The organism is Pseudomonas sp. S5F11 (assembly GCF_019641515.1).
Classification (GTDB): domain Bacteria; phylum Pseudomonadota; class Gammaproteobacteria; order Pseudomonadales; family Pseudomonadaceae; genus Aquipseudomonas; species Aquipseudomonas rhodesiae.
Genome location: NZ_JAIFJZ010000001.1, coordinates 210,249 through 222,585, shown reverse-complemented (window position 1 = coordinate 222,585; position 12,337 = coordinate 210,249). Strand labels below are relative to the sequence as shown.

Genomic DNA, 12,337 nt, shown 5'->3' with positions numbered 1-12,337 from the left:
TTCAAGCACCGCCATGCAAGATAGGCTGTTTCCTACAGAAAAAAGAGAAGCAACGCACCCGGCGCGACGCAAACAGCGATCACTGCACCGGCAGAAAATTCATCAGCAGCAGACTTTGTGCATAGTTCAGGCCGATGCGCCGGTAGCGCTCGTCGAGCATTTGCGTGAGCAGGTCCAAGCGCGCCACTATTTTGCCGAACTCGACCGCAAAACTGAGGTTGCTGCCCTCCTCCGATATTTCGTTGGAAAACAGCAGTAGCACACCGTTCGCATCCTGACGCTGGCTGAGCAGCCAGGTGGCTTTCTCAATATTGCGCGCCGCGTTGCTGACGAACTGCGGGTTGATCGAATCGGTCAAGTAGAACTCGGTACGCCCGCCATGAGCGGTCACGATCATACTGCCGATTGCGTAGATAAACGCACCGACGCGGTCGCCCTTGAACTCTGGGCTCAACGAATAACTCAACGCCGCCAGGTCCCGACGTTCACCCAGAGCCGCCAGCGGCCGGCGCTGCTCAATGGCTTGGCGAATCTCCCGCTGCGCGCTTACCGCATCCGGATGTCCCGACTGCCGCCACTGGTTGGGGTTGCGCAGATACAGCTTGCTCATCAGCAAATACAAGCTTCGCAGGTTGTCACGCATGCCCAGGGTGGCCATACGGTCGACGCTGGTCTGAAAGAATTCATCGGGCTTGCCATTGCTGAACTGCTTGGCGATATCGCGGCCTTGCTGCTGCGTGCAACCGGCGGTCAGGAACACAAAAACAGCCGCCAACAGCAATGGCCATCGCGTCCGACGAATCATCGAAATAAGTAAGCTGCGATCCATCGGCATCCGGTCTGATCGTTCCCTTCACACTGAAACTCGGCGAGGTTAAGACACTGATAGAGCTGAGAAATCAAAAAAAGTGCGACACACTTGCGCAGATAGTCGTGACGGGGAACACGTATTACCCGTGAACAATTTGTTGCACGATCTATACTAATGACATCGGCGACTCGTTTAACCGGCACGTTTAGTGAGGGTCAGCACAATGAGACACCCAATTCGCGCTCAAATGGTTGTGCAAATAATTTGCCTGATGTCGGTGGCTCAACTTTTCTGTTGATCGGAAAAGGGCTGCAAACCACTGCCAGGATGTATTCGGCGGCGCGCTGTTGAGCGCAAAAAACCTCGCCAGAAAGTCAATATGGCAACGCGTTTATTGGTTGAGTTAATCGACAGGCGTCAGGGAATGCCACTCTTGTCGAACTTTTGCAAACGCTGCCTTCAATCACCGCTGTAGAAAATTTGAATTTGCAGGTTGTCCATCAGGTCAAGAACTATGAGCGCAGTTCATCTGATGAGGTGACAGCAATGACTATCCAGGCAGAGACACTCGTACAATTGACCAAAGCACTACAGAAACATGGCCTTAATCTGGTTTCAGACGTGCACTTCATCCGCGCGCCTTATCGGCGCAACCATCGGTGGATTTGTAGTGTGGAGTGATTGGCCTCGCCCCCGTTTTCACTCTCTCGTAGCGTTGCGCAGCCCAAGGCCAGCTCCAGAGATTTCGCCACAAATGGGATAAACAGGCAAATCCAAGGCAAAAAAATCCCGCAGAGCTTGTAGCTCGCGGGATTTGTGAAGCTATTTGGCGGGAAACCAGGGATTCGAACCCTGGAGACGCTATTAACGTCCGCCGGTTTTCAAGACCGGTGCATTCAACCACTCTGCCAATTTCCCTTGTGTGATACAGGAGGATAATAGCCCATCCCGTATCAGCGGGCGCCATAATACCCGAATGAAACACACTGTCAAACTCTCGCCATCGCTTGTTACAGAGCGTCTGTTATGATCTTTGCGACTGAACGTTTCAAAACCCAAGGAGTGTCGCCATGCGCGAACAGAATTACGCAGTGAATGGCAACGCGCAGGCTGAGCAGCTCGAAGTCAGCCGCGTGTTGCGCAACACCTATGGCCTGCTCGCCCTGACTCTCGCCTTCAGTGGCGTGATGGCGTTCGTGGCGCAGCAGATGCGTGTCGGCTACCCGAATATCTTCGTGGTGCTGATCGGTTTCTACGGCCTGTTCTTCCTCACCAACAAACTTCGCGACTCGGCCTGGGGCCTGGTGTCGGCGTTTGCCTTGACCGGTTTCATGGGTTTTATCCTCGGCCCGATCCTTAACCGTTACCTTGGAATGGCTGGCGGCGCGGAAGTGGTCAGTTCGGCTTTTGCCATGACCGCGCTGGTGTTCGGTGGTTTGTCGGCTTATGTGCTGGTCACCCGTAAAGACATGAGCTTCCTGGGCGGCTTCATCACCGCAGGTTTCTTCGTGTTGCTGGCGGCCGTGGTTGCGGGCATGTTCTTCCAGATCAGTGGCCTGCAACTGGCGATCAGCGCCGGTTTCGTGCTGTTTTCCTCGGTGTGCATCCTGTTCCAGACCAGCGCCATCATCCACGGCGGTGAGCGCAACTACATCATGGCGACCGTGAGCCTGTATGTATCGATCTACAACCTGTTCATCAGCCTGTTGCAGATCTTCGGCATCATGAGCCGTGACGACTGATTCACTGCGGTATAAAAAATGCCCCGCATCGAAAGATGCGGGGCATTTTTATTTTCGCGGGATCAATACTGGTTGGGTTCCATTTCCAGCTCAACCTTGAAGCGCTCGGCAATATCACGCTGGATGCGCTGGGCCAGATGGGCGATGTCGTGTCCTGAGGCGCCGCCATAATTGACCAGAACCAACGCTTGCAGCGCGTGCACGCCTGCGTCGCCCTCCCGGAAGCCCTTCCAGCCGGCCTTGTCGATCAGCCAGCCGGCGGCGAGTTTCATCTGCCCGTCGGCCTGGGGATAGGCCACCAGATCCGGATACAGCGCCTTGAGCTCTTCGGCCAACGCCTTGGACACCAGCGGATTTTTGAAGAAGCTGCCGGCGTTGCCCAGCACGGCCGGGTCCGGCAGTTTTTCCTGGCGGATACTGCAAATTGCCCGGCTCACATCACTCGGCGTGGCCTCGGTGATGCCCTGCCCGGCCAATCGTTGCTGTACCGGGCCGTAATCAAGCTTGAGGTGATTGGCACGACTGAGGGCAAAGCGCACACGCAGGATCAGCCAACGACCGGTCTCATGCTTAAACACACTGTCGCGATAGGCGAAGCCGCAGTCTTCCAGGCTGAAGTCGCGCAATTCCCCAGTGTGGCGATCCAGAGCGGTCAAGCCTGCAAACACGTCCTTGATCTCTACGCCATAGGCGCCGATGTTCTGCATGGGGGCCGCGCCGACGGTGCCTGGGATCAGGCTGAGGTTTTCCAACCCACATAAGCCCTGCGCGAGGGTCCACAGCACAAAGGGATGCCAAGCCTCCCCTGCCTCGGCTTCGACCACTACCTGCATGCCGTCATCCTGCAATATCCGGATGCCTTGGGTAGCCATGCGCAGCACCAGCGCTGGAATATCCTGGGTCAGCAGCAAGTTGCTACCGCCGCCAATCACCAACAGTGGCAACGACCGCGTCGCAGCATAGGCCAGCGCTTCGCGCACATCGTCATCGCTGTGAGCCTCGGTAAACAGTTGAGCACGCACATCGATGCCAAAGCTGTTGAATGGCTTGAGCGATGTTTGCGGGCGCACATGCAGAGTCATAACCGCCCCTTCAATTCAATCACCAATAAATCACAGGCTCGCTCGATCAGGTCCAAGACCCGTTCGAAGCCTTGTTCGCCCTCATAATACGGGTCTGGCACTTCGTCCACTTCCCCTTCGTAACGGCGCAAAAACAGGTCGAGTTCCGCCTTGCCCTGAGTGGGTTGGAGCGCCTTGAGATTGCGCAAGTTGCTATGGTCCATGGCCAGGATCAGGTCGTAGCGAGCAAAATCGGCGCGCGAGACCTGCTGGGCGCGCTGGGCCGACAAGTCATAACCGCGCACCAGCGCCGCCCGCTGGCTGCGCTGGTCGGGCGCGTTGCCGACATGCCAGTCGCCGGTACCGGCCGATGCGACCTCGATTTGACCCGCCAGGCCCGCCTCACGCAATTTATGGCGCAGAACCCCCTCGGCAGTCGGCGAACGGCAGATATTGCCCAGGCACACGAACAAAACTTCCATCAAGCCCCCAGCAAACGCCGGACGCGCTCAAGGTCTTCCTGGGTATCGACGCCGGCCGGCGGTGCTTCCAAGGCGTCGCCCACATGAATGCGCACGCCATGCCACAAAGCCCGCAGTTGCTCTAGGGATTCGGTATTTTCCAACCAGCACGGTCCCCAGCTGACAAAGTCATGCAGGAAGCCGGCGCGGTAGGCATAGATACCGATATGGCGGCGATAGGGCACACCTTCGGGCAACGCGTCTGGGCGCTTGGCAAACGCATCGCGCGCCCACGGCAAGGTGGAACGGCTGAAAGTCAGGGCAAGGCCATTGATATCGCTGACCACCTTGACCACGTTAGGGTTGAACAGAGTTTCGATATCTTCAATCGGCTCGGCCAGGGTCGCCATGCGCGCTTCACCATGGGCAGCCAGGTTGGCGGCGACCTGATCGATCACACTGGGCGGGATCAGCGGCTCGTCGCCTTGCACATTGACCACGATAGCGTCTGGCGCCAGACCCAGTTGCGTGGCCACTTCGGCCAGACGATCCGTACCGGAATTGTGATCTTCACGCGTCAGCACTGCTTCGGCGCCAAAGCCTTTGCAAACGTCGATGATGCGCGGGTCGTCGGTGGCGACCACCACCCGCTCGGCGCTGCTTTTACAAGCCTGTTCCCATACCAGCTGGATCATCGGCTTGCTGCCGATCAACTGCAGCGGTTTGCCGGGCAGTCGGGTCGATGCATAACGCGAGGGGATGACAACGGTAAAGGCGGTGGTCATTTATCCAGACGCTCTTCGGTGGTCAGGGTGCGGGCTTCGCTCTCCAGCATCACCGGGATGCCATCACGAATCGGATACGCCAGACCGGCGCCTTTGCTGATCAGCTCGGTTTTGTCGGCACTGAGCTTGAGCGGGCCTTTGCAGATCGGGCAAGCGAGGATATCGAGCAGTTTGGTGTCCATGAATATGTCCTGGTAGGCAGCGTTTAAGGCAAGTGACGGGTGGGCAACAGGCGTAAGAGTTGCGCATCGAACCAGGCGACGAACGCCGGCGACGGCAGCGCATCCACCGCAAGGTACCACCAGTCGGGCTGGGCAAAGGCGCGGCACTTCACCGCGTCTTTCTCGGTCATGACCAGCGGCAATGACGGGGTAAAATTCAAGACCTCGGCGCTGTAAGGTGCATGGTCGGCAAAAGCATGGGGTATCGGCCGCCAGTGTAGCGTTTCAAGGGTATTGAAGAAACGTTGCGGGTTACCGATGCCGGCGACCGCATGCACCGCTTGGCCCTTGGCAAAATGATCCACCGGCCGGCGCTCACCGGTCTGTAGATTAACCAGAGCGGTGGGTTGCAGACTGAAGGCAAACCCGTCGTCGCGGTCACGGGGGGCGCCGTTGTACAGCAACGCATCGACACTCTGCAGTCGCTCCACCGGTTCGCGCAAAGGCCCGGCAGGCAGGCAACGGCGGTTGCCCAAGCCACGGGCGGCATCGATCAGCACCAGCTCCAGGTCACGGGCCAGACGGTAGTGCTGCAAGCCGTCGTCGGAGAGGATCAGGTCCAGCGGTTCGCTGGCCAGTAATGCCTCGACCGCACGACTTCGGTCCGGATCGATCATCAAGGGCACACCGCAGCGCTGCACGATCAGCAAGGGTTCGTCCCCCGCCGTCTCGGCGCTATGGCCGGGCTCGACCCGCCACGGCAAGTGCGGCGGCTTGGCGCCATAGCCTCGGCTGACCACGCCCACGCGCAGGCCGCTACGTCGGCAGTGCTCGATCAGCCACAGGATCAATGGCGTCTTGCCGGTGCCACCCACGGTGATATTGCCGACCACCACCACCGGCACCGGCGCTCGGTAAATCTGGCCCTCTCCCGCCAGGAATCGCGCGCGCTTGCGCTCAACCACGCGGCGATACATCGCCTCCAGCGGCCGCAACAGCAGCAGCGCCGGATGACCTTCGTACCAGCCTTTAAGCAATCGATCGGACATGGCCATCAGGGTTGGCTCGCCGCCTCGACGGTGCTCATGCGCAAATGACTGAAGCCAAGTTTGCCGGCGGCGTCCATTGCGGTGATGACGGCCTGGTGCTGGGTCTTGCCATCGGCGCTGATGGATAGCGGCATCTTGGTATCGCCACCGGACTCCTTCTGCAAAGCGTCCATCAGACTGTTGAGATCGTTTTTCTCCAGCACCTGGTTATTCACCGAAAACACGCCCTCGGCGCTGATGGCGATATCCAGTTGCTTGACCTCCTGATCTTCGGCCGGCGAACCGCTCACCGCTTCCGGCAAGTCGACACGCAGCTCGGTTTGCCGGGTGAAGGTGGTGGTGACGACAAAAAACAGCAGCAGGATAAACACCACGTCGATCAGTGACGCGAGGTTGATATCGACATTTTCCCGTTGCTTGCGGCGAAATTTCACGCTTTGTCCCCAACCAGATCCACGTCGCGATCCCCCTGCACCACCTCTACCAGTTTGATGGCTTCCTGCTCCATGCCTACCACCAGCTCATCGACGCGCCGTTGCAGGAACCGGTGGAAGAACACCGATGGAATCCCCACCATCAAGCCCGCCGCCGTGGTAATCAGCGCCTTGGAAATACCGCCGGCCAGCACGGCCGCGTTAGCGCTCATGCCGGTGCCCATGAACGAACTGAAAATATCGATCATGCCCAGCACCGTACCCAGCAAACCGAGCAGCGGCGCCATGGCGGCGATGGTGCCGAGGGCGTTGATATAACGCTCCAGTTCGTGGATCACCCGCGCGGCGGCCTCTTCGATGCACTCCTTCATGATCTCGCGACCGTGCTTGGAGTTGGCCAGGCCCGCGGCCAGAATCTCACCCAGCGGCGAATCGGCGCGCAGGGCCTTGAGCTTTTCCTTGTCCAGTTGTTTGTTCTTGATCCAGGACCAGACCTGCCCCAGCAGATGCTCAGGGGTGACACGACTGGCACGCAGGGTCCACAGACGTTCGGCAACGATGCCGAGCGCGGCGATGGAACTCAAGATGATCGGCAACATCATCCAGCCGCCGGATTTGACCAATTCCCACACAGTGAATGTCCCCTCGAAAAAGTGCGCCACTTTACCATATAGGTTCCGCCGCGGGGTTCGTCGAGCGTGGCACCGCCGACGACCTTCGCGCTTACACCGTCAGGGTAACCGTTCGCGCCAGAAACGCCGTTGACCACGGGCAACGACCGGTTCGGCAAACGCCCCTAATTGCACGCGTACGGCGCCTTGTTCGGCGCTGTCATAGACCCGGCTGCCGAGTGCCCGATAGCGCTCCATGACCTGCGGATGGGGATGACCGAAGGCGTTGCCGCGCCCGCGTGAAATAAGCACAGACCGGGGTGCCAGCCGTTGCAAGAAAGGCCTGGAGGACGAACTTCGACTGCCATGATGCGGCGCTTGCAGCCAGTGGGTGGGCACCGCCAGCGGCGAGTTGAGCAGCGCCCGTTCAGCGTCGCGATCGATATCGCCGGTCAGCAGCAGACGCTCACCGTTGGCTTGCACCTGCAAGACGCAGGATTTCGCGTTGCCGCCAATAGCATCAGGCCACTGCCACATTTCAAACATGACCCCGTCCCATTGCCACTGCTCGCCACTGACACAAGGCTGGGTGCCCAAAAACGCCGGCAAGCCCTCGGTTTCGCCGCCTACCACGCGCCTGATCGGCATGCCTCGGGCCAATGCGGCCGCGCCCCCCGCGTGATCGGCATCGGCATGGCTGAGCAATAGCAGGTCCAAGCTGCCCACGCCGAGTTTTTTCAACGACGGCAGCACCACGCGCGCGCCGAGGTCGAGCGCTCCCGAACGTGGGCCAGCATCGTAAACCAGGGTGTGATTGCGTGTGCGCAGAATCAGCGATTGCCCTTGACCGACGTCCAACTGCAGCACCTCGACTTGCCCATAGGGCACCGGTTCTCGAGGAGGGAACACGGCCAGCAACAGCATCGGCCAACCCAGCAGGCGCAGCGGCACGCCTTTGGGCAATAACAGCAACACCGCGCCGAGCAGGCTGATCAGCCAGGCCGCCAAGGGCACCTGCGCCGGTACCCAAGCGGGCGCGTATTCGGCGAGCCAACCCAAGCCGACGAATAACCCCTGCAGCGCGCCCCCCGCCAGCCACAACAAACCCTCCCCCACGAAGGGCACCGCCAACAGCGCAGTGCCCAGCAGCGCCAGTGGCAGCACCACCAGGCTGATCCACGGCACCGCCACCAGATTGGCCAGCGGCGCACTCATACTGATGGGCAACCCCAGCACCAACAACACCGGAAACAGCCCGATGGCGATCACGCATTGCGGACGGGTCCACACCTGCCAAGGGCTCCACGGTCCTAAACGGCCGCTGAACGCCAGGATCAGCACCGCCACTGCCGCAAATGACAGCCAGAAACCCGCTTGCAGGCTGGCCAGGGGTTCCAGGATCAGCACCCCATTGAAGGCCAACAGCAACGGCCACCACACGCCCAGATGGCGAAAGCGCAATCGCCAGAGCAGCACCAACCCCACCATTACGCACGCGCGCTGCACCGGCACACCGAACCCGGCCAGCAAGCCGTAACTGAGCGCAGCGGCAAAGGCCAGGCCGCACGCCCAGGGTAGCCATGGCCAACCTCGCGGCCAAACTCCGTAACGAGCCAACCCGGCAACCAGGCCGTAGATCAACCCCGCCAACAGGCCGATGTGCTGCCCGGAAATCACCAGCAAATGCACGGTGCCGGTGTCCTGCAGAATCTGCCAATCCGTAGCGGACAGACCGGAGCCATCCCCCAGCACCAAAGCGGCCAAGCCCGCCTCGCGGCCTTGGGCATCCACGGCCAGCAACCGTTGACGCAGGCCTTCGCGCCACGCATTGCGCGCCGGGGCCAGGCGCTCACCGTCCTTTACCGAGCCGGTTGCACCGACGCGCCGGGCCAGCAGCCAGGCTTCGCGGTCAAAGCCGTGAAAATTCAGTAATCCGGACGGTCGTTTGAGGCTGATTGCCAGGCGCCAGCGTTCACCGCTGCGCACGGGCGGACCTCCGCGCCAGGACACGCGGATGCGCTGGGGTAATCGGGCTTTACGCGACCGCCCGTCGATCAGGTCGAAGCGCACGCCATCGTCGGTCTGTTGCGGTAACCCGGCCACCCAACCCTCGACCCAACGCGTCTGCCCATCCAGCTTCAGCGACAGCCGATCATTCAAGGCCCACTGCGCGCTGAAACACGCCCAACTCAACCCCATCAGAAAAAACGCCAGCGGGTACGTGCGAAATGGCAACGCCATCAACGCCAGCACCAGCATGGCGATCAGCCAGCCCGTGGCGGGCAGTGCCGGTAGAAAAACCAGAGCAAGCAACCCTGATGCAAGCGCGAACATCCCTGTCTTCATGGATCATCCTTTTGAGAGATCCATTCAGTCTTAGCCGTGCATTCGGCGCGGCCTATGATGTTTTGTCACAAAGTCTGAATTTCCTGTTTATAGAATGCGGGCATACTTGCCCCTCGAATCGACCTGGACCCCTTATGCCTCGGCGCTTATTCAAACGGTACATGCCCGACCCCACCAGTATCAGGGAACACAAGTCATTACAGTTTCTCGGTACGTTGTTGCATGACCCGAACCTCTGGCACCTGAATCGGCACTCGGTGGCTCGAGCGATGGCGGTGGGTCTGTTTGCGGCGTTCATTCCGATTCCGTTGCAGATGCTGCTGGCGGCGATCCTCGCGATCACGGTGCGCGGCAACATGCCGATCGCCATAAGCCTGGTATGGCTGACCAACCCGATTACCATGCCGGTGGTGTTCATTTGCACCTACCTGACCGGCGCCTGGCTGATGAACGTCCCCGCGCGCAGCCTCCCCGACGACCTGACCTGGGAATGGATCAGCGGCCAGTTGAGCACCTTGTGGCAACCGTTTTTGCTGGGTTCGGTGGTATTGGGCCTGGTACTGGGCGCATTGGCCTATTGCCTGACCATGGGTTACTGGCGGTGGTGGGTGGCCCACCAATGGAAGAAACGCAAACAGCGGCGCGGGTAAAACCTAAAGCGCCAGCAGGCGCAGATGTACCCGCAGGCCCGCACCGGTGTTTTCCGCCCATAGGCTGCCATCCTGACGTTGCAGCGCATTGCGCGCGATGCTCAGCCCCAGGCCGAAGCCACCATCGCCGGGGCGAGAGCCGTCCAGGCGCGTGAACGGCGCAAAAATGCGTTCCAGGTCCCGCTCATCGATCCCCCCGCCCTGATCTTCCAGCCATAGGTGCCAGTACTCACCCTCGCGCCGCCCGTCCAGGCACACCACCCCGTCCGCTGGAGAGTGGCGTATGGCATTACGCAGGATATTTTCCAGGGCCTGGGCCAAGCCATTCAGGTTGCCCCGCACCCAGCACTCGGGGCCCAGCAAACACGGCAGGCGCGATGCTGGCCAAGCGCTTTCAAAGCATGCGTTCTCACGCAATATGTCCCACAACGCCTGAAGCTGAATGGTTTCTTTGGTCAACGGGGTCCGTTCGGCGTCCAACCAGGCCAATTGCAGGCTGTCTTCCACCAGTCGCTGCATGGCATCGATTTCCCGGCCCAGGCGTTGACGCAGTTGCACGAGGTCCTGCTCGCTGTCACAGGCCACCCGCAAGCGACTGAGAGGCGTACGCAGTTCATGGGACATATCGCGCAGCAACTGCTGTTGCAACACTACGGTCCCCTGCAAGCGTTCGGACATATGATCAAAAGCACGGCCCAGCTCGCCCAATTCATCCTGGCGACTGGTCGCATCCTGGGACAGACGCGTATTCAACTGGTCGGCCCGCCAGGCGTTGGCCTGCTCGCGTAATTGATTGAGGGGCATGATCAGCAAGCGGTACAGGCCTATGCACAGCAATAGGGTGAACAGACCGGGGATCACACCGTTGGTCACCACCCGCCAGAACACTTGATAGCGACCGGGCATAAAGCGCTGTGGCAGTTCGATCACCAACGACCCGGCCTCCGGCTCGCCGGGAAACGCGATCTTCAGCCAGGGCAGCCCCTTGACATGCCGACTCACCGGCCAGTCCAAGCCGCGTAAAAAGGTCAGGCGCTGGTTTTGCGCACTACTCAAGGGGTAGCTGCTCAACGATTGCAGGTCGTTGCCAATCACGCCGATCCAAGTGGTTTCACGCTTGCCCATGGTCTGCAGCCAGGCATCGACGCCTGAAGGGCCGCCAAGGTTCCACGCCTGCTCCGCTTGCGCCGCGTACCCGCTCAGGGTGGTTTTCGCCTCCTCGGACAGGTAGGCATTCTGCTGCTCCATATAGCGCCCCCAGGACCAGCTCAGCCAGATCATCAGCAAACAGAACGCAATCAACAGGCAGGCCAGTTTCCAGAACAATGAGTGCCGGCCCGGCAGGCGTTTCAGCGGTCGTTCAAAGGCTGTCATCGTGACCGCTCAACACATAGCCCTTGCCCCAGACGGTGCGCACTTCGCGCTCGCTGTAGCCGATGGCTTTTAGCTTGCGGCGGATCTGGCTGATATGCATGTCCAGGCTACGGTCATGGGGGGCATAACCGCGTTGCAGCACATGCTGATAAAGAAAGGCTTTGCTCAAGACTTCTTCAACGTTGCGATGCAGGGTTTCCAGCAGGCGGAATTCGCTACGGGTCAGGCCGGCGGCGTGTTGCAGGTAAAAAACATCACCTAACTCATCGTCAAAGCGCAAGCTCGGCGCGTTCTCGCGCCGCACTGGCAGAGCAGGCAGCGGCCGACGATCCAGGGCCACGCGGCGCAGGATCGCTTCAATGCGCACGCGCAGCTCAAGCATGCTGAAAGGCTTGGGTAAGTAGTCGTCCGCGCCCAGGCGAAAACCGCTGATGCGGTCGGCTTCGGCGCCCAAGGCCGACATCAGAATCACCGGGGTCGAATGGCTTTTGCGCAAATACGTCAGGATCGACAGGCCGTCCAGCCCCGGCAGCAGAATATCCATCAACACCACGTCAAATGCACGCTCACGCGCCATGTCCAGGCCCTGCTGGCCGTTCTGGCACCATGTGACCTGGAAGCCACTGCGCGCCAGCTCCTCATGGACGTAGGCGCCGAGCACGGGGTCATCTTCGATGGTCAGGATACTGGCTGCGGGATTCATTAGCGTCTGCAAGTCATTCTCAATCGCCGATTATTCAAGATTACCCCGCTACAGGCAATCGCCACTCGCCGGCCAATGGCCCGAAGATTGACTCCTGTGATGATTTTGCGAGATTCCTCGCCGCGCAAATGGCTACACTGCGCAGGTGG

Annotated in this window: 13 protein-coding genes and 1 tRNA gene; 2 read left to right on the top strand and 12 right to left on the bottom strand. The window is 60.1% G+C overall.

Features of this window, described 5'->3' with window-relative positions; all coding sequences use genetic code 11:
* Positions 1-79: 79 nt before the first annotated feature.
* The gene (locus tag K1567_RS01010; RefSeq protein ID WP_371918463.1) at positions 80-805 is read right to left on the bottom strand and encodes a hypothetical protein; all 726 of its coding nucleotides are present in this window, start codon (positions 803-805) and stop codon (positions 80-82) included.
* 833 nt (positions 806-1,638) lie between these two features.
* A tRNA-Ser gene (locus K1567_RS01005) sits at positions 1,639-1,729 on the bottom strand.
* 152 nt (positions 1,730-1,881) lie between these two features.
* Between K1567_RS01005 and K1567_RS01000 the strand changes: the two genes are divergently transcribed.
* Entirely contained in the window at positions 1,882-2,553 is a 672-nt protein-coding gene (locus tag K1567_RS01000; protein WP_034098601.1) for a Bax inhibitor-1/YccA family protein, read from the top strand.
* A 62-nt stretch (positions 2,554-2,615) separates the two neighbouring features.
* Here K1567_RS01000 and murB read toward each other — a convergent pair whose 3' ends face one another.
* The 8 genes from murB to K1567_RS00960 all read right to left on the bottom strand — a co-directional run bounded on the left by murB (position 2,616) and on the right by K1567_RS00960 (position 9,461).
* Positions 2,616-3,635, bottom strand: a complete 1,020-nt coding sequence (gene murB, locus K1567_RS00995) for a UDP-N-acetylmuramate dehydrogenase (protein WP_169868738.1) — start codon at positions 3,633-3,635, stop codon at positions 2,616-2,618.
* On the bottom strand, positions 3,632-4,096 hold the full coding sequence (locus K1567_RS00990; protein WP_040268677.1) for a low molecular weight protein-tyrosine-phosphatase: 465 nt from the start codon (positions 4,094-4,096) through the stop codon (positions 3,632-3,634). The genes murB and K1567_RS00990 overlap by 4 nt, the downstream gene beginning before the upstream one ends.
* Entirely contained in the window at positions 4,096-4,860 is a 765-nt protein-coding gene (gene kdsB, locus K1567_RS00985) for a 3-deoxy-manno-octulosonate cytidylyltransferase (protein ID WP_034098606.1), read from the bottom strand. The genes K1567_RS00990 and kdsB overlap by 1 nt, the downstream gene beginning before the upstream one ends.
* On the bottom strand, positions 4,857-5,042 hold the full coding sequence (locus tag K1567_RS00980) for a Trm112 family protein (RefSeq protein ID WP_011060103.1): 186 nt from the start codon (positions 5,040-5,042) through the stop codon (positions 4,857-4,859). The genes kdsB and K1567_RS00980 overlap by 4 nt, the downstream gene beginning before the upstream one ends.
* 23 nt (positions 5,043-5,065) lie before the next feature.
* Positions 5,066-6,076: a tetraacyldisaccharide 4'-kinase gene (gene lpxK / locus K1567_RS00975; RefSeq protein WP_034098609.1), complete on the bottom strand. Its 1,011-nt coding sequence runs from the start codon at positions 6,074-6,076 to the stop codon at positions 5,066-5,068.
* Complete coding sequence (locus K1567_RS00970; RefSeq protein ID WP_034098611.1) at positions 6,076-6,504, bottom strand: biopolymer transporter ExbD; 429 nt, start codon at positions 6,502-6,504, stop codon at positions 6,076-6,078. The genes lpxK and K1567_RS00970 overlap by 1 nt, the downstream gene beginning before the upstream one ends.
* Positions 6,501-7,136, bottom strand: coding sequence for a MotA/TolQ/ExbB proton channel family protein (locus tag K1567_RS00965; RefSeq protein WP_034098613.1), 636 nt, complete (start codon positions 7,134-7,136; stop codon positions 6,501-6,503). The genes K1567_RS00970 and K1567_RS00965 overlap by 4 nt, the downstream gene beginning before the upstream one ends.
* Before the next feature lie 99 nt (positions 7,137-7,235).
* Positions 7,236-9,461: a DNA internalization-related competence protein ComEC/Rec2 gene (locus K1567_RS00960; RefSeq protein ID WP_169868737.1), complete on the bottom strand. Its 2,226-nt coding sequence runs from the start codon at positions 9,459-9,461 to the stop codon at positions 7,236-7,238.
* A 134-nt stretch (positions 9,462-9,595) separates the two neighbouring features.
* On the opposite strand from K1567_RS00960, the gene K1567_RS00955 reads away from it, so the two are divergent.
* A complete protein-coding gene (locus K1567_RS00955) occupies positions 9,596-10,111 on the top strand; it encodes a DUF2062 domain-containing protein (protein ID WP_034098616.1) in 516 nt (171 codons plus the stop codon).
* Between the two features lie 3 nt (positions 10,112-10,114).
* Here K1567_RS00955 and K1567_RS00950 read toward each other — a convergent pair whose 3' ends face one another.
* Together K1567_RS00950 and K1567_RS00945 are read right to left on the bottom strand one after the other, a co-directional pair.
* Positions 10,115-11,485 carry a sensor histidine kinase gene (locus K1567_RS00950; RefSeq protein WP_034098617.1) on the bottom strand — a complete coding sequence of 457 codons (1,371 nt, stop codon included), beginning with the start codon at positions 11,483-11,485 and terminating at the stop codon, positions 10,115-10,117.
* Entirely contained in the window at positions 11,472-12,188 is a 717-nt protein-coding gene (locus K1567_RS00945) for a response regulator transcription factor (protein ID WP_034098618.1), read from the bottom strand. The genes K1567_RS00950 and K1567_RS00945 overlap by 14 nt, the downstream gene beginning before the upstream one ends.
* Positions 12,189-12,337: the final 149 nt, after the last annotated feature.